Source organism: Bacillus sp. CPT56D-587-MTF (assembly GCF_058792335.1).
Map to the genome: position 1 here is coordinate 4748689 of NZ_JBYTEF010000001.1, position 24296 is coordinate 4772984.

25 protein-coding genes, 1 tRNA gene and 2 pseudogenes are annotated in these 24296 nt (G+C 36.8%); 11 read left to right on the forward strand and 17 right to left on the reverse strand.

Translation table 11 applies throughout. From position 1 onward, the window contains the following. Positions 1–131: 131 nt before the first annotated feature. From gap to AC3WVZ_RS24590, 7 genes are all read right to left on the reverse strand, one after another. On the reverse strand, positions 132–1136 hold the full coding sequence (gene gap / locus AC3WVZ_RS24560) for a type I glyceraldehyde-3-phosphate dehydrogenase (protein WP_000161236.1): 1005 nt from the start codon (positions 1134–1136) through the stop codon (positions 132–134). A 26-nt stretch (positions 1137–1162) separates the two neighbouring features. Next, complete coding sequence (gene cggR / locus AC3WVZ_RS24565) at positions 1163–2191, reverse strand: sugar-binding transcriptional regulator (RefSeq protein ID WP_233935536.1); 1029 nt, start codon at positions 2189–2191, stop codon at positions 1163–1165. Between the two features lie 136 nt (positions 2192–2327). Further along, positions 2328–2573 carry a glutaredoxin family protein gene (locus AC3WVZ_RS24570; RefSeq protein ID WP_000869730.1) on the reverse strand — a complete coding sequence of 82 codons (246 nt, stop codon included), beginning with the start codon at positions 2571–2573 and terminating at the stop codon, positions 2328–2330. A gap of 9 nt (positions 2574–2582) precedes the next feature. Further along, positions 2583–3890, reverse strand: a complete 1308-nt coding sequence (gene rpoN, locus AC3WVZ_RS24575; protein WP_000647959.1) for an RNA polymerase factor sigma-54 — start codon at positions 3888–3890, stop codon at positions 2583–2585. A 301-nt stretch (positions 3891–4191) separates the two neighbouring features. Beyond that, complete coding sequence (locus AC3WVZ_RS24580; RefSeq protein ID WP_000505575.1) at positions 4192–4389, reverse strand: hypothetical protein; 198 nt, start codon at positions 4387–4389, stop codon at positions 4192–4194. 19 nt (positions 4390–4408) lie between these two features. Beyond that, positions 4409–5629: an ABC transporter permease gene (locus tag AC3WVZ_RS24585; protein ID WP_063246367.1), complete on the reverse strand. Its 1221-nt coding sequence runs from the start codon at positions 5627–5629 to the stop codon at positions 4409–4411. 3 nt (positions 5630–5632) lie between these two features. Further along, a complete protein-coding gene (locus tag AC3WVZ_RS24590; RefSeq protein WP_000863489.1) occupies positions 5633–6517 on the reverse strand; it encodes an ABC transporter ATP-binding protein in 885 nt (294 codons plus the stop codon). A gap of 316 nt (positions 6518–6833) precedes the next feature. Here AC3WVZ_RS24590 and AC3WVZ_RS24595 point away from each other — a divergent pair, with 316 nt between their 5' ends. Together AC3WVZ_RS24595 and AC3WVZ_RS24600 are read left to right on the forward strand one after the other, a co-directional pair. Continuing rightward, the gene (locus AC3WVZ_RS24595; protein WP_233935538.1) at positions 6834–9152 is read left to right on the forward strand and encodes a sensor histidine kinase; all 2319 of its coding nucleotides are present in this window, start codon (positions 6834–6836) and stop codon (positions 9150–9152) included. A gap of 3 nt (positions 9153–9155) precedes the next feature. After that, positions 9156–9797 (forward strand): response regulator, encoded by a 642-nt coding sequence (locus AC3WVZ_RS24600; protein WP_233935539.1) that lies wholly within the window; start codon positions 9156–9158, stop codon positions 9795–9797. Between the two features lie 94 nt (positions 9798–9891). Here the strand turns inward: AC3WVZ_RS24600 and AC3WVZ_RS24605 are convergent. After that, a tRNA-Arg gene (locus AC3WVZ_RS24605) sits at positions 9892–9967 on the reverse strand. Between the two features lie 204 nt (positions 9968–10171). Between AC3WVZ_RS24605 and AC3WVZ_RS24610 the strand changes: the two genes are divergently transcribed. From AC3WVZ_RS24610 to clpP, 8 genes are all read left to right on the forward strand, one after another. Continuing rightward, positions 10172–10378: a DUF1657 domain-containing protein gene (locus AC3WVZ_RS24610; protein WP_000216166.1), complete on the forward strand. Its 207-nt coding sequence runs from the start codon at positions 10172–10174 to the stop codon at positions 10376–10378. Between the two features lie 93 nt (positions 10379–10471). Further along, positions 10472–10957, forward strand: a complete 486-nt coding sequence (locus AC3WVZ_RS24615) for a YhcN/YlaJ family sporulation lipoprotein (protein ID WP_001228545.1) — start codon at positions 10472–10474, stop codon at positions 10955–10957. 29 nt (positions 10958–10986) lie between these two features. Further along, entirely contained in the window at positions 10987–11463 is a 477-nt protein-coding gene (gene spoVAC, locus AC3WVZ_RS24620) for a stage V sporulation protein AC (protein WP_000095399.1), read from the forward strand. After that, positions 11464–12480 carry a stage V sporulation protein AD gene (gene spoVAD / locus AC3WVZ_RS24625; RefSeq protein WP_100651745.1) on the forward strand — a complete coding sequence of 339 codons (1017 nt, stop codon included), beginning with the start codon at positions 11464–11466 and terminating at the stop codon, positions 12478–12480. Next, positions 12477–12827, forward strand: coding sequence for a stage V sporulation protein AE (gene spoVAE / locus AC3WVZ_RS24630; RefSeq protein WP_000575919.1), 351 nt, complete (start codon positions 12477–12479; stop codon positions 12825–12827). The genes spoVAD and spoVAE overlap by 4 nt, the downstream gene beginning before the upstream one ends. A gap of 11 nt (positions 12828–12838) precedes the next feature. Next, entirely contained in the window at positions 12839–13045 is a 207-nt protein-coding gene (locus AC3WVZ_RS24635) for a DUF1657 domain-containing protein (RefSeq protein WP_000215916.1), read from the forward strand. Positions 13046–13065: 20 nt separating this feature from the next. Further along, positions 13066–13935 (forward strand): DUF421 domain-containing protein, encoded by an 870-nt coding sequence (locus AC3WVZ_RS24640; protein ID WP_233935541.1) that lies wholly within the window; start codon positions 13066–13068, stop codon positions 13933–13935. A gap of 240 nt (positions 13936–14175) precedes the next feature. Beyond that, positions 14176–14757, forward strand: a complete 582-nt coding sequence (gene clpP, locus AC3WVZ_RS24645) for an ATP-dependent Clp endopeptidase proteolytic subunit ClpP (protein ID WP_001049162.1) — start codon at positions 14176–14178, stop codon at positions 14755–14757. Positions 14758–15153: 396 nt separating this feature from the next. Here clpP and AC3WVZ_RS24650 read toward each other — a convergent pair whose 3' ends face one another. From AC3WVZ_RS24650 to AC3WVZ_RS24675, 6 genes and pseudogenes are all read right to left on the reverse strand, one after another. After that, positions 15154–15402, reverse strand: a complete 249-nt coding sequence (locus AC3WVZ_RS24650; protein WP_065212328.1) for an HPr family phosphocarrier protein — start codon at positions 15400–15402, stop codon at positions 15154–15156. A 23-nt stretch (positions 15403–15425) separates the two neighbouring features. Next, entirely contained in the window at positions 15426–16376 is a 951-nt protein-coding gene (whiA, locus tag AC3WVZ_RS24655) for a DNA-binding protein WhiA (RefSeq protein ID WP_233935543.1), read from the reverse strand. An 88-nt stretch (positions 16377–16464) separates the two neighbouring features. Continuing rightward, positions 16465–17418 carry a gluconeogenesis factor YvcK family protein gene (locus tag AC3WVZ_RS24660; RefSeq protein WP_000712188.1) on the reverse strand — a complete coding sequence of 318 codons (954 nt, stop codon included), beginning with the start codon at positions 17416–17418 and terminating at the stop codon, positions 16465–16467. Between the two features lie 3 nt (positions 17419–17421). Beyond that, entirely contained in the window at positions 17422–18303 is an 882-nt protein-coding gene (rapZ, locus tag AC3WVZ_RS24665; protein WP_000138459.1) for an RNase adapter RapZ, read from the reverse strand. A gap of 20 nt (positions 18304–18323) precedes the next feature. Then, a complete protein-coding gene (locus AC3WVZ_RS24670; RefSeq protein WP_001190080.1) occupies positions 18324–18782 on the reverse strand; it encodes an NUDIX hydrolase in 459 nt (152 codons plus the stop codon). Positions 18783–19011: 229 nt separating this feature from the next. Continuing rightward, a pseudogene (locus AC3WVZ_RS24675) lies at positions 19012–19311 on the reverse strand (undecaprenyl phosphate translocase family protein); the annotation flags it as partial. Positions 19312–19415: 104 nt separating this feature from the next. Between AC3WVZ_RS24675 and tnpC the strand changes: the two are divergent. After that, positions 19416–20819 carry an IS66 family transposase gene (gene tnpC, locus AC3WVZ_RS24680; protein ID WP_100910632.1) on the forward strand — a complete coding sequence of 468 codons (1404 nt, stop codon included), beginning with the start codon at positions 19416–19418 and terminating at the stop codon, positions 20817–20819. A gap of 114 nt (positions 20820–20933) precedes the next feature. Here tnpC and AC3WVZ_RS24685 read toward each other — a convergent pair. The 3 genes and pseudogenes from AC3WVZ_RS24685 to AC3WVZ_RS24695 form a co-directional block, all read right to left on the reverse strand. Beyond that, a pseudogene (locus tag AC3WVZ_RS24685) lies at positions 20934–21449 on the reverse strand (DUF368 domain-containing protein); the annotation flags it as partial. A gap of 165 nt (positions 21450–21614) precedes the next feature. After that, positions 21615–22571 (reverse strand): thioredoxin-disulfide reductase, encoded by a 957-nt coding sequence (gene trxB, locus AC3WVZ_RS24690; protein ID WP_001288078.1) that lies wholly within the window; start codon positions 22569–22571, stop codon positions 21615–21617. Positions 22572–22656: 85 nt separating this feature from the next. Then, the gene (locus tag AC3WVZ_RS24695) at positions 22657–24168 is read right to left on the reverse strand and encodes a tetratricopeptide repeat protein (RefSeq protein WP_063246360.1); all 1512 of its coding nucleotides are present in this window, start codon (positions 24166–24168) and stop codon (positions 22657–22659) included. Positions 24169–24296 lie beyond the last annotated feature (128 nt).

The window sequence follows — 24296 nt, forward strand, 5'->3', positions numbered from 1 at the left end:
CCTCCGACTACTAGTTAGGATTGACAAAACCCACTCAAAAGCTTAACACATTTGCTTTTAAAACGAAAGAAGAGAGAGAGGGAACAAACCCTCTCCCTCGTTTTGTCATTGATAACTTATATAATTAAGAATTAAAGACCTTTTGAAGTCATGTAAGCTGCTAGGTCTACTACGCGGTTAGAGTAACCAGTTTCGTTATCGTACCAAGAAAGTACTTTAACCATGTTACCTTCCATTACCATTGTAGATAATGCATCGATTGTAGAAGAAGCTGTACATCCGTTATAGTCGATAGATACTAATGGCTCTTCGCTGTATCCAAGGATACCTTTTAATTCGCCTTCAGCTGCTGCTTTGAATGCTGCATTTACTTCTTCAACTGTTACTTCTTTGTCAAGTTCAACAACTAGGTCAACTAGAGAAACGTTAGCAGTTGGAACACGTACAGCGCCACCGTTTAATTTACCTTTAAGTTCTGGTAATACTAATGCTACAGCTTTAGCTGCACCAGTAGATGTTGGGATCATGTTTTCAGCTGCTGCACGAGCACGACGTAAATCTTTGTGTGGTAAGTCTAAGATTTGTTGGTCGTTAGTGTAAGAGTGAATTGTTGTCATCATTCCGCGTTTTACGCCGAATTTTTCGTTTAATACTTTAGCGAATGGAGCTAGACAGTTTGTAGTACAAGAAGCGTTAGATACTACGTTGTGGTTAGCTGCATCGTATTGTTCGTGGTTAACACCCATAACTACAGTGATATCTTCGTCAGAAGCTGGAGCTGAGATGATAACTTTCTTAACTGATCCACCTAAGTGTTTCTCAGCGTCTGATTTTTTAGTGAAACGGCCAGTAGATTCTACTACTACTTCTACTCCGTAGTCGCTCCATGGTAATTGAGCTGGGTCACGCTCAGCGATAACTTTAATTTCTTTACCGTTAACAACGATGCTGTTTTCGTTAGCAGATACTTCTGCATTTAAAGTTCCGTGAACTGTGTCATATTTTAAAAGGTGAGCTAATGTTTTAGCATCTGTTAAGTCGTTGATTGCTACTACTTCTACCTCAGAGTTGTTAAGAGCTGCGCGGAATACGTTACGTCCGATACGTCCAAATCCATTAATACCAATTTTAGTCATTTGAATTTCCTCCTTGGGGGATTATATTAAAGGGTAAAACCCTTTGTTAAATGTTTTGCTGCACCTTCATCTGTAATTAGAATTGAAGTGTGCCCTTGTTTAATTACAGCCTGTATTGCTTTTGCCTTTGAAGAACCTCCAGCGACTGCAACAACGTGAGATACATTTTGTAAATCCTCTAGTTGCATACCAACTGTTCTTACTTTATGAACAACATTTCCTTCTTCATTAAAGTAGTAACCGAAAGCTTCGCCAACTGCTTCGCTTGCCTGAATCTTTAACCAATCTGCTTCTGAAGTACTTCTGCGACGTGCCATTGTTAACGCATCACCTATTCCATGAATGACGATATTGGAAGATCGAATCAACTCAAGAACTTCTTTCACGGAAGGCTCTGTCACAATAGACGCATATGCTTCGCTACTAACATGGTCTGGAACATACAATAAGCGATAATTACTCATCGTATTTTGCGCCATCTTGGCACAAATGGTATTGGCTTCTAATTCGACGCCTTCTCCAATTCCACCACGTGCTGGGACAAATAGCATATGTAAATCTTTGCAATCAAGTTGCATCATGTCCGCAGCAGCAGCTAGCGTAGTTCCTCCAGCCACAGCAACGATATTATTCGCTGTCAGACGGTCTTTTATACAAGTCACACAAGCACGGCCCATCTCCAGTTTGACCCAAGGTGATTCATCACTATCACCAGGGACAACGAAAACTTCATCCAAGTCTAATGTTTCCTTAAGTTGCTTTTCTAAAACCTTTAACCCGGAAATTTCTTTCATAAAGTCTTCCAAAGCAAGAACTAAAGCTGTTCCTTCTTCTGTCAAAGTCATTCCAGAAGAAGCGACGTGAACTAAGTTTTGTTCTTTCAAAACTTGAACTTCACTTCGCAATACTCGTTCTGTCATACCGAGACTTGCTGATAAGTTTCTTCTTCCAATCGGCTGCATGAGCCTAATGTATTGAAGAATTTGCATTCTCGTTTGCATAACAGGTAGCAGATCAGGTAATAATTTTTTTGTGTTCTGAATCCATGAGCGCATATCTTTTCTCCTCACTACATCGGTTCATTTTTCCTTCGTGGTCACTTTACGTCCCGTAGTGACATTTTGTGTCCCACATAGGTTAAAAAAATAATCCCTGCTACGTGTATTATTGTAACAGGAGATAGAAACTTATTCAACTCTTAACTGCATTCTTTATATAGTTTATTATGACACCTTTGTGAATGTTACCATATTCTACTTGTTTTCCGTCCATTTCTACAACCGGAATCATTAAGTGATATTTTTCTAAAAGGTCATTATCTTCATATATATCTATTTCCTCGATTTGAAAAGAATATTCACATTGTACTTCCTGTAAAACTTGTTTCGCCTTCACGCAAAGGCCACAATCTTTTTTAGTATACAGTACAACTTTCATCTTCTTCACCTATCCGATCGTTTTTCGTAATGACGAAGCTGGGATATGCATTTGTTCTCTATACTTCGCCACTGTTCTTCGAGAAATAACAATTTCATGCTCTTCTTCTAATAATTTTGAAATCTTTTGATCTGAAAGTGGCTTTTTCTTATCCTCTGCCCCAATTAGCGTTTGAATAAATTGTTTTACACGTTTTGTAGAAACTGCTTCATCTTCAGTCGTCGAAACGGCATTGCTAAAGAACGATTTCATCTCAAATAAACCGTGTGGTGTTTGCACATATTTATTTCGCGTCGCACGACTAATTGTCGATTCATGCACACTTAACTCTTCCGCTACCTCTTTTAAAGCGAGAGGTCTTAAATACTCTGGACCTTTCCAGAAGAAATCACGTTGTTTTTCCATAATAATAGTCATTACTTGCAGCAGCGTCTGTTTTCTCTGCTTCAAACTGCGCATAATCCACTGCACATGCTGATACTTTTCTGATACGTAAGATGCTACTTCACTTTCACTATTATTAAGAAGCGCACTATATTCAGAATGAATTTCAATTCTCGGCATATTTCTCTCATTCATTTGTAAAACGAGGCGATCGCCATCTTTTTTCACCGCCATATCAGGCACAATATAAAGTGGTTTATCTGAAGAAAACGCAAGACCTGGTTTTGGTTGTAATGACGTTATACAATTTACCGCACTCTGTAATTCCTCATTACTACATTTCAACACTTGAACGAGCTTTCGCCAATCTTTCTTCACAAAATAAGCGAAATGATCTTCTACAACCTCTTCTGCTAATCCATTCCGCCTTTGTAAGCGCTTCAATTGCAAAGTTAAACATTCCTGAATATTACGCGCCCCTACCCCTGCTGGTTCCAGTGATTGGACAAGCTCTACAGAGCGGTCGACTACATGAATGGGCGCAGAAAGGAGCTCTGCTAACTCTTCATTCGTTTCTTGTAAATATCCATTTCCATCCATGTTCATAATAATGAAAGAAGCTACTTTTCGCTCTTCTTCATCTATTTTATAATACTGTATTTGATTTAATAAATGTTGCTGAATCGTTGTAGAATCCACACTGTAGATCTCCATCTGATTCTCGACTTGTTTGCTGGTACTTTTACTGTTGTTAGAGCTCTTTTTCTTCTCCCTCTCAAAACCACCTAACTCAATAAGGGGATTCTCTAACGATTGCTCATACAAAAACTCCGATAATTCTTGTACATTATACTGGAGCATTGTAATCGCTTGCCTTAACTCTTGTGTCATTGCCAAACGTAAGCTTTGTTCTTGTAAAAGACTTGCCTTCAAACTAATCTCCCCCTTGTTTCTATTGTACAATAAGTTTGGTAAAAGGAGAATCCTCACGCAGACACCCATTCCAAAATATTATTAATTTATATGTATTAATGAGATTTACAACTTACAACCTAAATTTGAATAATATTGAAAGAAAATAATAAACTCAATTATTTGTTACCACATACTAATAGTAACCCTTAATTTTATATATAACAACATTAAATTTATCTCTGTTCAATTCCAAAATAAAAAGAGCAGTTTAGGTATAGTGACACTTCACTATGCCTAACTACTCTTTTACGATACTTAATTAAGAAAGAAACCTCTTATTTAAAGCTAAGGAACTTTGATTCCTAATTACATAGGAATCATAGAGATAATCGTTCGATTCACTAGACGCTCCTTGAATTCCTCTCATCTCTTCCACAGACAACTCAACTATTTTTTTCACGCTTCTCTCGTTATTACTATCCATCATTTTTTGTTTTCTTTTCGAAAAAAATCCCATAATTTATTCCCCCCTGCAATTAATTATTTTTTAACAATTGAATGAATTTAAGGCTCTTACCACTTCTTAATACACCTTTCGGATAGACCTTCGCTGCAAACATAGCAATTAAGCTAATGCTAGCCAGTAATACAACCATAGATGTAATAATTTCTAAACTCCCAACGGATCCATTAATAATCCTAACTACCATACTAATTGGGGCTGTAAACGGAACATATGATGTCACCCTTGATACTAGCCCTTCAGGGTTATCAAGTACTACTAATAACTCCACCACTAAGCTTCCCATCAATATAAGAGTAATCGGCATCGTTGTTCCGGATAATTCTTCTGGCCTGCTTACCATAGAACCAAACACTGCGAAAAGTGCCGCATAAACGAAGTAACCGAGAACAAAATATAACAAGAAATATGCAGCATGCTCACCTGTAATCATATTTACATCAATATTCACTCCAAAAAACGAATCCGATACCTTAAAAATTCCAGATTTAATATATAGCGCCATACTAAGGAAGAAAATAAATAACTGTGTCAAACTAGCAAGACCGACTCCTAATATCTTCCCAAAGACCATGTGAACAGGCGACACCTTCGTTACCATCACTTCCATAACACGCGACGCCTTCTCTGACGCTACCGCTGTAGCAATCGCATTTCCATACGAAGTAATTGCTAAGTACATAATCGCCACTAATAAATACACCAGTAAGAATGAGCTTGTTTCTTCGTTATTTAAGTTTTGCTTTTTCGCTTGCACGTTCATCGTCAGTGATTTCACAGCCTCTTCTGATAACTGTTGTTTAACTACCGCACTTTGAAAATACTGATTTTGTACAAATACCTGCGCACTTTGAATCAACTTAGGATTATCCACCTTCATAAAGTAATCTAATACTGGTTCAGCACCCGCACCCTCTTTTAATATAAAGAGCGCTTCGACTTTCTTATCTAACAAATCTTGCTTATATTGATTTAATTTTGTTTTATCACCTAAAGACCAATCCCATTCTGGAAGAGCTTTACTAAGATTAGATTGATCCAAAGTAACATTAGGTGCTTCGGAAATAAATACAACTTTTGCTTTTTCTTTCTCTCCAGAAAACTTTTGTACTAAAGTTGGAAAGGAGAATAAGAATATCCCTCCCCCTATTAATAACAATGTCATCCCAATAAATATTTTCGCCCTCACACGATCCCAATACGTTTGCCCTAAAACAATCCAGAAATTCCTCATTACTTATGCACCCGCCTTTTCAACAAAGATTTGATGTAAAGAAGGTTCTTTAATAGAAACATCTCGGATATATTGTTTAGTTTTAATGTCTTCAAGCAGCGAAAATGCATCCTCTCCATCATTAACTTTAATCATGAACGTACGATTAACTTTTTCAAAATTGAAATTTTTCTTCTTAAGAATCGGTTCAATATCCCCTTCCGTTTGTAACGTCATATATTTGTATTGATAACTTTTCTTAATATCTGACAAGGCACCCGATAATACAATTTGACCGTTTTTCATAATACAAATTTCCTCACAGAACGTTTCTACACTGTCCATTTGATGACTACAAAAGATAATCGTTTTTCTTTGCGCGATTAACTCAAGTACAACATTTTTTAACATCTCTGCATTTACAGGATCCAATCCACTAAATGGCTCATCTAGTATGATGAATTCCGGATTATGCAATATCGCTGAAATCAATTGAATTTTTTGTTGATTTCCCTTTGACAATTCCTCTGTTTTCTTCTTTAAATGTGGTGTCATTTCTAATTTTTCTAGCCACTGTAACGCATGCCTTTTTGCAAGATTAGCTGGCATTCCTTCTAACTTGCCGAAATACACCAATTGCTCCACTACATTCATTTTCGGGTATAATCCACGCTCTTCTGGTAAATAGCCAATAGATAGGTCTTTCTTTGAAAAAGGGCGATTATTCCATAGAATTTGGCCGCTATCCGGTTTGATTAAATCTAAGATCATACGAATCGTTGTCGTCTTACCAGCACCATTTCGGCCCAGCATCCCTAAAATTCCACCTTCTTCTACACGTATATTTAAATCATTAACGGCTTTATATTCACCAAATGTTTTATTTAAACCTTGAATTTCAAATGCCATCCATAACAGCTCCTTTTAGCTTTTTACGAAATAAATAACCGCCATTCCTAATACCATCCCGCCTACCATCAACAAAAACTTTTTCATAACTATTTCCTCCTTCATTGACTTGTTAAGTTGTATCTTTATCATAGACTTCTTTCTGATGCTATTGTCCGCAATCCGTACTGTATTTACCGTAAAAAAAGCGAACCACTCTTATGTGGTTCACCGCAATTTCAACAGATGAAGTTGATTGTATGAAAACTTCTTAAATGTTATTATAAAAATATTCAGAAATTAAACGATATACCTACAAAGAGAGGTGTCCAAACCGTTGCAGATACAACGTAACTTCGTTTTCATTTTATGTGTAACTATCCTGTATTTTTGTTTACAAGGCTATATCTTATATAAAATAAACCAACCATATAGTGGCGTTCTTATTTCTAAAACAGACTCAGCTACATACACAATAGCAAAAATTAAATCCTCCGGTTGGGCTTTTCATACGGACTTAAAAGAAGGAGATATAATCTATTCGATAAATAAAGAAAAGCCTCATTTAGGAATACTTCCTGGATATCAAAACCAATCACTAAATGCATCTGAAATACAAGTTAAAAAAGGCGATATCATCCAAACTTATAAAGGAACACAACATTTTATTGATTCTCGTGACAAAATTATTTCTATATACTTTCCCTTCCTACTCGCTTTTATTTGTTTAGGGTTATCTATTTTTCTTTATACAAAGAAGCCTTTGAGCCGGGAAACATTCTTTCTGATTACGTTTCTATTCATGACTTCCTCAAGTCTTCTAATCGCAGTTGAATCTGGTAAAGGTGATTTTATCGCCCTCATTATTTTAAGTATTGTATTTCAAGGTACACCTATGTCTCTCATTTTATTATTGAATGAGTTATTCAAGAAAAAGCAACTATACGTCATTTCTATGAGATTTCTAAGAATCGATATTGCAATTGGCATTATTTTACTATCACTCTCTATTTTAACGATGTTCATTCCGTTTCCCGTAGTTAATACCGATGGATTAGAACTAATTTACCTTTCAATAAATATTATCTTTTGCATATATTTTTTAATCCGTGCCTATATCAAATATCACAATACAGTACATAAACCATTTTTAAAATTAATGCTCACGATTCATTCCATTGCCTTCTTTCCGTTCGTTACACTCTATGCCCTTCCAGATGCAATATTCAGTACACCGATTCTCTCAGCAGATATTGGAGCTATGTTCCTAATCGCTCTTCCAATCGGTTATTTTTATTTAGTAGCGACGAAGCAGATTTTTGATGTAGATTTTGTATTTGATTGTTTACGGTATTACGCATTTCTGTCATTAATCCCAACTCTATTAATTGCAATCATTACGAGCTGGAGCATTTATTACAAAGACAATTTTCTCTCTCGACTGCTGCAAAGTTTTATTATTATTTTTCCGTTAAATATTCTATTTCTCATATTAAAAGAAAGATTAGATTTTACATTTCGTAATCACCTCTTTCGGACTAAAACAAACTTATACGTAAATATTGAACAGTTTACCGCACAGCTATCATCTATTATGAAAACAGAAGAGTTAGAGAAAAAATTCACTAATGAAATCGTTTCGATGTTGAAACCTTCTTTTATTCAATTTGTTCAATATGATATGAAAGAAAACACATATACACGATGCAACGGATATGGACAAACGAAAGATTTCACACTTTCTAAAAAGAAAAAATGGAGTATGGCAGCATTACTAATTAATGATTTATTAGAGGATGATGGATGCATCGGTATTTACTTATACTCTACTAAACATATAAAACACTACATCTGGATTGGAACAAAAGTGAATAATATTAAATATAATACGCATGAAAAATCATGGTTCATCACTGTCACGACATACGTCCGTCTTATTTACGAAAACTTGTATACCATTAATGAAATTATTCATTCTCTAGAGCAGGAGAGTTTAGAATCCAAAACAAATTCTGCAAGCTTATCACGCCTACTCTTTCAAATTTCTGAACAAGAAAGGCGCCGACTTGCTTCAGATTTACACGACTCTGCATTACAAGATCAAATTGTATGGTACCGCAAACTAGACTCTTTACTAAAAAACAAATCCGTTCCACTAGAATTAAAAAATGAACTGAAAAAAATCCACTTCGGTATGCACGATGTAATACAACAAATTCGCGACACATGTAATGAATTGCGTCCATCACTTTTATCAGATGCTGGTTTAATTGGTGCATTAAGAGAATTGCTAGCCCAAACACAATTACGAGTGCAGTTTCAAATTCAATTTGATCATGAATCAATTCAAGAACATCATTACGATTTTGACAAAATTTTATCTTTATATCGCATCATTCAAGAACTACTAACAAACGCAGATAAACATTCCGAGGCAACCATCGTATCGATTTTTTTATGGGAAGAGAATAACTGTATTTTCCTAGACTACCGAGACAACGGCAAAGGTTTTAATATAGACACTCCCCACTCTCCTAAGCAGCATATGGGGCTTTCCGGTATAAAAGGAAGGCTTCAATCAATTGGTGGAGAAATACATATAGTATCCGAAGCAAAAAAAGGACTTCAAATAAACATTACAATTCCGAGGTGGTAAATAATGATTCGAGTATTAATTGTAGATGATCATCAAATTGTAGGCGAAGGAACAAAGAGCATGATTGAATTAGAAGAAGATATGCAAGCAGAATATATTTTAAATGAACAGGAAGCACTTATAAAAAGTGATGCTATACCTTTTGACGTATACCTCTTGGATATGAATATGCCCAATTGCAGTGGTATTGAACTCGCCCAGAAAATATTACATATTCAAACAGATGCAAAAATCATTTTATATACAGGTTTTGAATACGTATCCCAATTCAATTTATTAATAAACTCTGGTATCAGCGGCATTATTAGTAAATCAGCTTCTCAGCAAGAGCTATTAATGGCAATTCGTGCAGCTGTAAACGGATATACTTTACTTCCTATTTCGTTATTACGTCAACTACGTACAGACGATATAACGACTCAACAACTTGAAAATAAAACCGCTCTTCTTACACAAAAAGAATTAGAAATCTTAGAATCCGTCTCTAAAGGAAGTAGCAATAAACAAATTGCTGATGAACTGTACATGAGTTCAAGAGCTGTAGAATACAACCTAACAAAAATCTTCAAAAAATTAAAAGTAGGATCACGCTCCGAAGCTTTAACAGAAGCAATGAGACAAGGCATTTTGAAAGTACACATATAAAATGAGACTTCCATCAGTTTGTTTTGTTTAACCCTCAAATAATGAGATAAACAAAAAAGTCCTAACCTACAAAACGTAAGTTAGGACTTTTTGACGCGCCCAGAGGGATTCGAACCCCCGGCAGACGTGGTACCGGAAACCACCGCTCTATCCGACTGAGCTATGGGCGCATGATTATAGAAAACACTTCATTTTCTTCTCATAATAATAGCAATAAAATCCATCTAAATCAATAAAAATATCCCCGTAATACCTTATGCATCTTAGCTAAAGGCATATAAAATCTATTTCACCCCTAAATTTTCCAATCATAAATTCACCCCAACTCACAAATTATAATCTTTGAATTGATATTCCAAAGGGGGCTTCATTCAATGACTGTAATTACGAAACTAAAGCAAACTGTTTCTGGATTAAAAAGTGCACAAGCTAGCTTAGAGGGATTCGCTCTTGATACGGATAACCAACAAGCGAAGCAACTTTTCCAAACAGCTGCGCAGCAAACACAAACGATTATCGATTCTTTAAACCCACGCGTTGAAGAAGTCCAACAAGAAGAACCACAATACTCACAGCAATAACGAATCAGTCTTGCTGTGAAATAGAAAAAGGATGATATGCAGTCATCCTTTTTCTATCACATTACATATTGCAATAGAAATGGAATGATAATTATGCGAAAACTCGGCCTCATAACCGCATTATTTGCACTTCTATTTAGCTCTTTTACCGGATGTGATAATAGTCCTTTAGATAAAAAAGTGAAAGAAGAAGCAAAACGAACGGAGAAAGAAAAAGGTCCAAAGTTAACAAAGACGAGTACGGAATCCTTTAATCAATCTATATCACAAGGAGCGAAGAAAAGAGCTCTCGCTATGGATGAAATTATAAAAAGCACAGCAGTGAATTCAAATTTAGATCTCTACATAGCAGTTACACCTGAGCATCACGAAAGGTTTGGATTAAAACCTCTTCGTAAGAAGCTTCAAAAGCAGCTAAGTGATGAGCATCCTACTTTCGATGTTCGTGTCAGTACAGATAAAAAAATCTTTATGTTACTCGAAAAACTCGAAAGAAAAATTAAGGAAAAAGAAGTATCTAAAGATGAAATTAATAAACAATTAAAATTCATTGGTAAAAAAATGGAGTCTAACACTTAACGCTTTTTAAAAGAAAAGGAAGGATTGCAATGTCTAGTAAAGATAAAAACTTAACTCCTGTACAACAGGAGTATAAAAAATTCGAACAAGAACGCGAACCGAAAAGACCTGTCTTAAAAAATTGTATAAAAGCCTTTTTCGTCGGTGGTTTTATTTGCTTCATCGGACAACTCATTTCTACTTTTTATATCACATATTTTGATTTCACTGAACGCTCAGCAGGAAATCCGACAGTCGCAACTCTTATTTTCATTTCTATGTTACTAACTGGATTTGGTATATACGATCGTTTTGGGCAGTTTGCTGGTGCTGGCACAGCTGTACCTGTTACTGGATTTGGTAACTCTGTTATTGCAGCATGTATTGAGCATCGAACGGAAGGATTTGTCCTTGGCGTTGGCGGCAATATGTTTAAACTAGCGGGTTCTGTTATTTTATTTGGTGTATTTTCCGCTTTCGTCATCGCACTTATTAAAACGATTCTCGTTCAATGGGGAGGGCTATAAATGTTACAAGGACACCGAACGTGGGTATTTGAAAACAAACCAGTCATTATCTCAACAGGGGTTGTCGGTGGACCATTTGAAGCAAAGGGGAACATCCCAGAAGACTTCGATATCCTTCATGAAGATTTATGGCTTGGACAAGATTCCTATGAAAAAGCACATAAAATTTTATTCGAAGAAGCTTGTAGTCGCGCTACTGAAAAAGCAGAACTTCGTAAAGATGATATTCAATTCGTACTCGCAGGGGATTTAATTAATCAAATTACTCCTACAAGCTTTGCTTGCCGCACACTCGGCACTCCGTATCTCGGATTATTCGGAGCTTGTTCTACTTCCATGGAAGGTTTAGCACTTGGGGCAAGTATCGTAAATGCAAAAGGCGCAAAATATTTATTAACTGGTGCATCCAGTCATAATGCAGCTGTAGAAAAACAATTCCGCTATCCTACCGAATACGGCGGACAAAAGCCACCTACTGCACAATGGACAGTAACTGGCGCCGGCGCAGCTATTTTAAGCGATACTGGACACGGTCCAAGAGTAACCTCTGCAACAATCGGACGAGTGGTTGATATGGGATTAACGGATCCGTTTAATATGGGAGGCGCAATGGCTCCAGCTGCAGTTGACACAATTGAAGCCCATTTACGTGAACGCCAAATTGATGCCTCTTACTACGATTTAATCGTAACAGGCGATCTCGGACATGTAGGACGCGAAATTGCTTATGACTTACTACATAAACACGGAACGAAAGTAACGAGCAAACAATTTCAAGATTGCGGAATTATCATTTATAGAGAAGGACAACCTGTCATAGCTGGTGCTAGCGGGCCTGGATGTTCCGCAACAGTCGTTTACGGTCATTTATTAAACCGAATGAAAAGAGGAGAGTTCAAAAAAATACTTGTCGTTGCGACAGGCGCTTTACTATCTCCACTTACATTCCAACAAGAAGAAACGATTCCGTGTATCGCTCATGCCGTTTCGATTGAATTTGGAGGTGCAACGCAATGATTTTTTTCTGGGCTTTCGTCATTGGCGGACTCATATGTGTAATCGGCCAACTTATGTTTGATGTCGGCAAACTAACACCCGCTCATACAATGGCAACACTCGTTGTTGCTGGAGCTATATTAGATGGATTTAATTTGTATGAGCCATTAATTGATTTCGCTGGAGCCGGGGCAACTGTACCTATTACAAGCTTTGGTAATGCCCTCGTTCATGGCGCAATGGAAGAAGCTGCAAAACATGGCATCGTTGGCGTTATTACCGGCATGTTTAAAGTAACGAGCGCCGGTGTATCAGCAGCTATTATTTTCGGCTTCATTGGAGCGTTGTTATTCAAACCGAAAGGATAAGAGGTGTTTATATGACTGTTATCGCTAGCGTAAAAACTTGCCTTGCTAGTGTAAGGGGAGCTCAAGCAAGCTTAAGTTCCCTTTCGCTAAACTCTACAGACGATGAAGCAAAACGCGTATTTCATGAATGTATGTTAGAAATGGACAGTGTCATCGCTGATTTACAGGATAGAGTTTCAGTATTAGAACGTGAAGAACCTCAATATAAAGGGTTTTAAGTAGACTGGAGGAAATGACTATGTCTCACCTACCGGAATGGACACTTGTCATCCTTCGCTCTGTATTCATATTAATTATTTTATTCACTATTACAAAGTGCTTAGGAAAAAGGCAAATCTCTCAACTTTCCTTTTTTGAATACATAGCGGGAATGACAATCGGTGTCATCGCTGCCCAAGTATCTACAGGGCTTGATTCAAAATTTTTCCACGGCGTCTTTGCAATACTTATTTTCGCCTCGGTACCTTTTTTTGTTGGCATTCTTTCCTTAAAAAACAAAGCCGCTAGAGATTTCTTTGAAGGAAAATCGACAGTGCTAATAAAAGACGGAAAAGTACTTGAGGATAACTTAAAGAAAGAGAAATATACAAGTGATGAGTTACTTGAACTTCTTAGAGGAAATGGTGCATTCAGTATAGCGGAAGTCGAATTTGCGGTCTTAGAACCGAGTGGAGAATTAAATGTACTATTAAAGAAAGATTCTCAGCCACTTACAGCAAAAGATCTCGGTTTAAAAGTGCCAAATGAAAAAGAACCACAAACTGTTATTATGGATGGAAATGTACTAGATGAACCTCTTTCAGCAAGCGGACATAACCGCGCTTGGCTACATTCAGAATTAGAAAAAATCGGTGTTGTTATTGAAAATGTCTTCCTTGGTCAAGTGGATTCATACGGACAACTTACTATCGACATTTACAATGACAAACTCCAAATGCCTTCTCCTCAAAACAAACCTTTATTATTAGCATCTTTAAAAAAATGTCATGCTGATCTTGAACTATTTTCCCTAGAAACAAAGTCGAAGTCAGCAAGCGAAATGTATAGTAAAAACGCGAAACAAATCGAAAAGATTTTAAATAAAGTAACCTATCTTTTAAAGAACTAATTATCGAAAGAACGCTTCAGTTAAAAGGCGTTCTTTTCTTTTTTCTCCAGTTTTCGTAACGTTTAAATTTATGTAATTCGGTTATGATGTTGAAGATACATAAGCAGGGAATTTCGAAAACATAGCGAATATTTCATGGTACAACTACATATTTTTTTGATTTAAAGTGGTTTCGTTTGACCTTTATTGACCATAATTGTATTATAAGACTAAGAAAGCTTTATAAGGAGGAAATAACAGATGAATTTAATTCCTACAGTAATTGAACAAACAAATCGTGGAGAACGAGCTTACGATATTTACTCTCGACTATTAAAAGACCGCATCATTATGCTTGGTAGTGCAATTGATGACAACGTAGCTAACTCAATCGTTTCCCAGCTTTTATTCTTGGAATCTCAAGATCCAGAAAAAGATATTCACATCTACATCAACAGCCCTGGTGGTTCTATCACAGCGGGTATGGCAATCTATGATACAATGCAGTTTATTAAACCACAAGTATCAACAATCTGTATCGGTATGGCTGCATCTATGGGTGCATTCTTACTTGCAGCAGGTGAAAAAGGAAAACGTTACGCACTTCCAAACAGTGAAGTAATGATTCACCAACCACTTGGTGGAGCACAAGGTCAAGCGACTGAAATCGAAATCGCTGCAAAACGTATCCTATTCTTACGTGAAAAACTAAACCAAATTCTTGCTGACCGCACTGGTCAACCACTTGAAGTACTACAACGCGACACAGACCGCGACAACTTCATGACAGCAGAAAAAGCTTTAGAATACGGTTTAATCGATAAGATCTTTACAAATCGTTAATACTTAAAAGCGGAAGCGGCTCGTTCAGAATCACAGGGCGATGGAGCACCTGATTCCGAGGCGCTTTTTGCCTCGAATGAAGGGGCGAAGCGACCGGAGATTCTAGCCGCTGGAGCTGGATACATAAAAAAGCGCCCTATTACAGGGTGCTTTTTTATTATCATGCACCTCCTTCTGGATACCCACTCTGGTATTCACCTAAATATATCAACGATTTTTCAATTATATCGAACAAAATTTAAATTATATCAACGATTTTTTTAATATATCAACGGTTCGACACAACATATCGATTTACCGACAATCTCCGACAAGGACAAACCAGCTAAATACCCCTCCCCGCTAATCCGCACAAACAACAAAACAAAAAAGCTATCGCATATACGCGATAGCTTCTTATTGTACATATACAGCTAATGCTTCTAAAGCCTCTTCTGCATCTGAACCTTCTGTTGTAATTGTTATCATGCTTCCAGTTCCAATTGCTAAGCTCATAATCCCCATTATGCTCTTTGCATTTACTGTCTTTCCATCTTTCTCGATGAAGATATCTGCATGAAAGCGATTTGCCTCTTGTACAAACAACGCAGCCGGACGTGCTTGTAAACCGTTTTTTAATGAAACCTGAACTCGTTTTTGAACCACAGCTCCATTTCCCCTTTAACCTCTTATTTTTTTACTAACGTTTCCCCCGCGCGTAATTTCTCTGCGATTTCATCGATTTTACGCAAACGATGATTAATACCCGACTTACTAATCTTCCCCCCGGATACCATCTCACCTAACTCTTTCAATGTTACATCTTGATAATCTCTTCGTAATTGTGCAATCTCCTGTAATTTATCCGGCAAAATATCAAGACCAACTGTCTCATCAATATAACGAATATTTTCAATCTGTCTTAGTGCTGCACCAATTGTTTTATTTAAATTAGCTGTTTCGCAGTTCACTAAACGATTTACAGAATTACGCATATCACGTACGATTCGAATATCTTCAAATCTTAAAAGTGCATTATGAGCACCTATAATATTTAAAAACTCTGTAATTTTTTCTGCTTCTTTCAAATACGTAATGTACCCTTTTCTTCTTTCCAACGTCTTACTATTTAAATCAAATCCGTTCATCAGTTCACATATAGCATCATTATGTTCCTTATATAACGAAAAGATTTCTAAATGATAAGATGATGTTTCTGGGTTATTTACTGAACCACCTGCTAAAAATGCGCCACGTAAGTACGATCGTTTACAACATTTCTTCTCAATCAATTCTTCTGATATATTTCGAATAAATGAAAAGTCATCTCGAACGATATGAAGATCAGCTAATATTTCGCGAGACTTCTCAACAAGCCGCACAATATATACATTATTTTTCTTCAAGCGCATTTTTTTACGGACAAGCAATTCTACCGTCACGTCATATCCTTTTTTCAAAAGCGTATAAATCCTTCTTGCAATTGCCGCATTTTCCGTTTGAATATCGATAGATAGACGACGGTTTGAAAAAGAAAGCGACCCGTTCATTCGAAGTAACGCTGATAATTCTGCTTTCTCACAGCATTCCTTCATCTCAAGATTCGTCAACTCTTTCTTTGTTTCTGATGCAAATGACACAGTCAACACCTCCTTATACGATTATTATGGAACAAAATTCTTGTCCTATATGAATGAGGAGCGCTACCTCAAACGAGGCAACGCATATTTATAACAATGAATATAAAATGGACGCTAACTTTAACGTATCATGCCTTACAACATGATCATCATACTTCGCTAATCCCTCTTGAATAACATCAATATTATTTTCAACAAAACGTTCTTCATCCACTACAACTGGTGTAGACATTTCTTCCTCATATGACTTGCGTAATTCACAAGGAATCTCACGGTTATTTACAATTGCAGTATTGATAAATGGTTGCCCTAAATGATCGTGTAACGCCTGCACATGATCAAAAGCAGTATATCCCATCGTTTCACCCGCTTGTGTCATAACGTTACATACATATACCTTCTTCGCCTTTGCAGCAAGAACAGCGTCTCCAATTTTGTTAACAACTAAATTGGGCAATATACTCGTATACAAACTTCCAGGACCGAAAACAAGTAAATCAGCTCGTTTAATCTCAGCCAACGTTTCATGCAATGGCTCTACATCTTCTGGAGTTAAAAAGACACGATTAATCTTCTTTCCGTAATAAGGAATCTTTGATTCACCTGTTACAATTTCCCCATCTTCAAGTTCCGCATGAAGTACCGCACTTTGATTCGCTGCTGGTAATACACGTCCTCTGACATTTAATACTTTACTTGTTTCTGTAATTGCATGGAAAAAGTCTCCTGTAATCGAGGTCATACCTGCCAACAATAGATTTCCTAACGCATGACCTTTCAGTCCGTCTCCTGTTGTGAAACGGTGCTGAAATAAAGCTTCCACCAGTGGCTCTACATCCGATAACGCAACAAGTACGTTACGGATGTCACCTGGAGGTGGAATTTCTAGCTCATCACGTAATCTACCCGAACTGCCACCATCATCAGCAATTGTAACAACTGCTGTAATATCAACAGGATATTGCTTTAATCCCCTTAATAAAACAGAGAGTCCAGTTCCGCCTCCCATGATGACAATTTTAGGCTTTCTCTCTTTTTTCATCCCTTAATGGCCCTTTCTCTTCTCCACATCACGATGAGATACATGAACACTATACTCTGGTTTCAAATGTTTCCCAAGGTATTCTGTAAGCGTAACAGAACGATGCTGTCCACCTGTACATCCAATTGCAATTACAAGTTGACTTTTGCCTTCTCTTTTATAATGAGGCAGCATGAAAGTAATCAGATCCGTCAACTTCTCTAAAAACTTATGTGTCTCATTAAATTTCAGTACATACGAAGAAACTTCTTCATCTAGTCCTGTTAATGGCTTCATATGTGGAATGTAGTATGGATTTGGTAAAAAACGAACATCAAATACTAAATCTGCATCAATTGGAATACCGTACTTAAATCCAAATGACATAACATTTACACGAAATGCTTGCTCAGTTTCTGTTGAGAACAAGTGAACAATTTTTTCACGTAATTCTTTCGGTTTTAAATCCGATGTATCAAGCACAATATTCGCTCGTGCCTTCATATCTGTTAATAAATTACGCTCTGCTTCGATTCCCTTTAACGGCAAACCAGTTGGTGCAAGTGGATGCGAACGTCTCGTTTCTTTATAACGAGTTACAAGCGTACTATCTTTCGCATCTAAAAATAAAATATGAGGAATAATCCATGTACGTTCTGATAAATCATCAAGTGCTCCCCATAAATGTTCGAAAAACTCGCGGCCACGTAAATCAATACCAAGTGCCACTTTATTCATTTTCCCTTTTGAATCCGCCATAAGCTCAATAAACTTTGGCAATAACATCGGTGGTAAATTATCCACACAAAAATATCCTAAATCTTCAAAACTTTGTAAAGCTACTGTTTTTCCGGCTCCAGACATCCCTGTAATAATTACCATTTTTATATCATTATTCTCTGTCATTGTATCCTCTCCTTGACGGTTTAACTCGGATCTAATCGATATGAAAGCAACTCAAAATCTGGGGTATATACAAATGTACCGTAGATTATGCCATTTCCTTTAATTAAATAATCAATAATGTGATAATCTCCTGGCGCCATTGCTAAATCATCAATTTTATCAAATGTATGCCAACCAATGATGCCTTCTTCGCTCTCTAGTTTGTTTTCTCCTGCAAAATCTGTCGCTAAAAAGGAGAACATCATCCATTCAGAAACAACTTTATCACCTTCTTGGATGACAAAGGTGAAGACCCCCTTTAACGCTGGGTTTTTCAAATAAATACCTGTTTCTTCACGATACTCGCGAACAACGGAATCTCTTACAGTCTCACCACGCTCCATTTTCCCGCCTGGTGCAACCCACCAATTTCGGCGAGGTTTTTGGAGTAAGAGTACTTCATTATCTCTAATTAACACACAGTTTGTCACTCTTTGCATGTTTCTTCACCTCAGCTACTTGCAGTAAAATTTCTTACTGCATACTTCTTTCATTATACTATCAAAAACAGTTTGCTACAACGAAGGAGCCAGTCCTCTTTCGCTAAGCATATGCTACTCAGCAATTTTAAAAAAGCTTTCTATAACAAGCAATGTAAATGCTTATACTTTGAATGAATAGCATGAAAAATCCCCTTAACGATTTTTATCGCCAAGGGGATTAAAGCCCTTATTTCTTACCGAAATAAGTAACAATCGCAAATCCTAAAATAAAGGTAATGATTGAACTTATAATTGAAAATCCACCAGTCGGAATCCCAGGGAATACAATTACAATCGAACCGATTACAAGTCCAATAATTGCCGCAAATGTCATACTTTTATAACGATCTAATAAAAAACTAATGCCTTTACTACTTACAACAAATCCAACCATAACACCAGCACCGATAACCACGATTAAAGGTAAGTTAAGTGTAGTTAAAGCGTTAATTGCTGTTGGATACACACCAATAATTAATAAAATAAAAGGTAACTACTCAGCCACCTTTCGGTGTCTTTTTTAAATTTTACTAGTTTCATATGCCTCCCATTTGTAAATACTGAGTATATCAAACAGGGGAGGTGAATCTTATGGTCGATCGAAAAATTATTTTAGATACATATAAAAAAGGACCTGAAGCTGTTATTTCTTTATTTGAAGAAACATTTTCTAAGTTAGAAAAACGTATACAAGAACTAGAAAATGCTTCAAAAAAAAACTCCAAAAATAGTCATAAGCCACCTTCTACAGATGGTTTGGGTAAGCCCGTTACAAAAAGTTTGCGCAAACCGTCTCATCGTCAAACGGGTGGCCAGTTGGGCCACAAGGGACATACTCTTGGTTTGACAGCGACTCCAGATCATACGATTACACATTCTCCTACATATTGTACTTGTTGTCATACTTCCTTGAACCACGAGCCTGTAAAAGGGTATCGCATTCGCCAAGTGTATGACTTACCACCTATTCAGATCGAAGTGACAGAACATAAAGTAGAACAGAAAGAATGCCCACATTGCCATTCTATCCAAGAAGCCCAATTTCCTTCGACAGTATCTCGTCCTGTTCAATATGGTCCAAATATAAAAAGACTGATTCCCTATTTAACGCATTATCAATGCATTTCTTTGAAGCGAACAAAAGAATTCTTTCAGGATTGTTTTGGACATTCTATAAGCGAAGGAACCCTGGTAAATCATACACAGGCTTTCGCTTCTCAATTGCAGCCATTCATAAAAGAAGTAAAGGAAAAGATTCTGCAGTCTCCTGTTGTCCATTTTGATGAAACTGGTATGCGTGTAGAAAACAAAACACAATGGTTACATACTGCCAGTACACCGGAGGTGACATTGCAACATATTCATCAAAAACGTGGAAAAGAAGCAATGGATGCTGGAGAAATCTTGCCATCTTTTTCTGGAATTGCGATGCATGATGGTTGGAAATCGTATGATGCGTATACAGATTGTCGTCACGTTTTATGTAATGCCCATCTCTTACGAGATTTACAAGGAATTATAGATAGTACTGGAGAACAATGGGCACAACAGATGCAGAAATTTCTAACGCAAGCGTTGACGATGAAAAAGCAATCCGAAGGTACCATGCCAAAAGCGACGCAAAAGAATCTGTTTATTATGTATCAATCCATATTGAAAGAACAACAGATTCTTTCCACGAAACAAAAGAAGAAAGGAAAGCAGACGCCTTCTCAAAATTTATGGAATCGCTTCGTCAAGTATTCTGACAGAATTCTAGCGTTTTTAGAACATCCAGCCATTCCATTTGATAACAATCAAGCAGAACGGGATATTCGGATGACGAAAGTAAAACAGAAAGTGTCTGGGACTTTCCGAAGTAAGAAAGGCGCAGAATCTTTTTGTCAGATACGAAGCTTTATGAGTACCATGAAAAAACAAAAACAATCGGTCTTACAAGCGATAAACCAAGTCATAGAAACTAGAACGGTTCCTTGGAATAACACGACTTCATAAGAGAATTTCTCTATTTGGCATAGATTCTTTCTCTGATTGGAGTATTTTCTTTTCATGTTTTCGAATCGGAAACATGTATTTGGCCTGTTTTTTTATTTGAAGAAGCTGAGTAGTTACAATAAAAGATCCACTAATTCCAGGAAGCAGCATGGCCATACTAGCCATCCATCCTGCGAAAAATAAACCAATTGCATTTAAAATTGTTAACGTCGTAATTGGATCTGCTGCCTTATCTGGTTTAAAGAAAGCTGTAATCGCAACAAGAATTGCTGCAACTATTAATAAAACGATGTGCTTACCTTTAAACGACGACTTTGCATCAGCTTCCCTCATTAACATCGGTAATATACTAATAATTAAACCGAGGAAGAAAAATTGAGTCGGTTCATAATGATTTGCAAGTAAATATTTAATAACGTGACTTAACGTTAAAAATGCCGCTGCCACACCAGCTGCAAGTGGAATTAAAAATCCTAAATGTTTTTTCCATTCACGACTAAAGAATCCACTAATTGCCGCAAGCAATTGTTCATAAATCCCTAACACAACAGCGATTGTACCGCCGCTCACACCAGGAATTAAATCACTAACGCCCATACAAAATCCACGATATATATTACGCCATTCCATACTGAATAAATTCCTCATTTCTTATAGTGATTTTTTCCGTAAAGTCCAGTATATCAATAAGAAAGCTTATAATCCTTATATTTTTTGACAAAACTTTGACATTTTCACACAAAAAAAGAAGAAAGCTCCTGTCGGTAGCTTTCTTCTCACAAGGTATATTATCCCTTATTTTTCTGATACAGTTTTTAATTCCTCTAATAATTCTTCTACGTAATGTTGTGCACTTTGCGCTGCAATACTACCGTCACCTGTTGCAGTTACAATTTGACGAAGCATTTTTTCACGAACATCACCAGCTGCGAAAATACCAGGAATTTTCGTTTCCATACGCTCGTTCGTTTCAAGGTAACCATTTTCATTTGTAATACCTAGTTCAACAAATGGTTTTGATAAAGGTAACATACCGATGTATACGAATACGCCGTCAGTTTTGACTTCTTTTTCTTCTCCACTATTTACGTCCACAAGTGTTACACTTCCTACTTTACCACTTGCTTCGTTGATTTCTTTTATCGTGTGGTTCCAAATGAAATCTACTTTTTCGTTTTGGAAAGCACGGTCTTGTAAAATTTTCTGTGCACGAAGCGTGTCACGACGGTGAACGATCGTTACTTTTGATGCGAAGCGCGTTAAGAACACACCCTCTTCAACAGCAGAATCTCCGCCGCCAATTACGATAAGTTCTTTTCCTTTAAAGAATGCCCCGTCACATACTGCACAATATGATACACCGCGGCCGCCAAGTTCTGTTTCACCCGGTACACCAATTTTTTTATACTCTGCACCGCTTGCAACGATAATTGCACGTGCTTTATATTCTTTTTTACCAGCAATAATTGTTTTGTATTCCTTACCATCGATGACTTCTTTCACATCACCGTATGCATATTCAGCACCAAATTTCTTCGCATGCTCGAACATTTTATTTGATAAATCTGGTCCTAAAATAGACTCATAACCTGGGTAGTTTTCTACATCTTCCGTGTTTGCCATTTGGCCACCTGGAATACCACGCTCAAGCATTAATGTGCTTAAATTTGCACGAGATGTATATACTGCAGCTGTCATACCAGCTGGTCCTGCACCAATAATAACGACATCATAAATTTTTTCTTCTGACACACTATTCACTCCTATCCATTCCTACACAATTAAGTTACCCTCATTATACTGTTAGCATCATTTTTTTCCCAATGATTTGCTTATCTTATGTGTGCGTACGCTTAACAGCTTGCACATACTTTCGGACAGTCGCTACAGATACATTATATACATCTCCAAGCTCCGACTGTGTCATTTTATTTCCTTGTTCGCCGCGTACAATGTATTCAATCGCAGCTGACCAGCCGTACACATTTGTAAATATGTCTCCAGATGTATATAAACGTATGAACGTACAAAACCAAAAGTGTAAACACTCTTCAATTAATTCATCATCTTTTTTCGTATAATTGTATAATGCATCCGCGATTCTCGCGCACTGCTCAAATTGCTGTAAATCAGCTGGAATACTCTTATGACTATTAAGTAAAAAGAAGTACTTTGCAAGTTGTGATACGATGGGAACACCGTTCTTCGCTTGCGTTATATCAAAGAAGAATCCCACCTTCTCCGGCGTTGACAATTCATTCATTAAATATAAAGCTAGCATTTGTTCTTCTAGCGTCGCACTTTGCTGAAATGATTTTCGTAATTCTTCAAATAACACGTTTTGTCCTTCATCTGCTAAATTCAGCGCATTCCACGGTTCTTTTCCCTTTTTATCAGGATGCAATTCCACGACATATTGCCACATTTTTTCAGCTAGTTGCTGATCTTTCACCATATAAGCAGAATATGCAAACCAATAATAAAAACTAACGTCTCCCTCATATCCTTGACGCTTTAATAGTTTGAACCATTTATATGCATGCTCGAAATAACCAATTGTTGCAAGTGTAGTTCCCAGTTTCAAACGATGTTCAAATGAAATTGGATATACTGAAACTAGCTGTCCCGCTAATGCTTCTACTTGTTTATGCTCTCCAATTGAATATAGAAAAATAAGTGTATTACAAAGCGCATGTATATTACCAGGATTTTTCTCTAAAATCATTTCTGTTAACTTCAGCGCTTTGTCTACATTACCCGATTGAAAATGTGCAATGGCTAAATTATTATAACCTGACCAAAATTCCGGATAATCTTTCGTAACAATTTCTAATGTAGCAATTGCTTCTTCTAATTGTCCATTACGAATATAACGATTCGCTTCTTCCTGCATAACAATTAAATCATCTTCATCTTCAATCTCTTCCGCACCCATTGCTTCTTCTTCCATAATCTCTAGAAGTTCTAATGTATCTTCTACGAATTCCTTCTCTTTTGCAACTTCTAAATAGCGATCCGCATATTTCTTCGCCTGTTGAAATAACCCCATATATGCATAATTATTTGCAATAAAATAATAGCACTGTTCAAGTTCAGGATTAGATCTAACTAACTTTAAGAAGGTTTGATTCGACTCTTGATATTCACCAGCCTCAGATAATACTGTTGCTAATTGACATAAAATAAACGGCTCCTTCTCACTTTGTGCCGCTCTTCGAAAATATTTAATTGCATCTTGCAATTTTTGTCCTTTGTAAGCTCTCATCCCTTTTTTATAAAAGAAGTCCGCTAATTGATTAAAAGAGATAACTTGTCCGTTCTCCTTATATATCCTTTGATTTTTCCCCATATATCCTCCAGTTTTTTGTTTTCTTCGTTCACACATTCTTCTATCTATAAGTATAAACGATTCCGTAAAAAACAAAACAGTATATTATACTCAATTATTTCCTTTTTATTCATAAAAAAAGAGGAGAA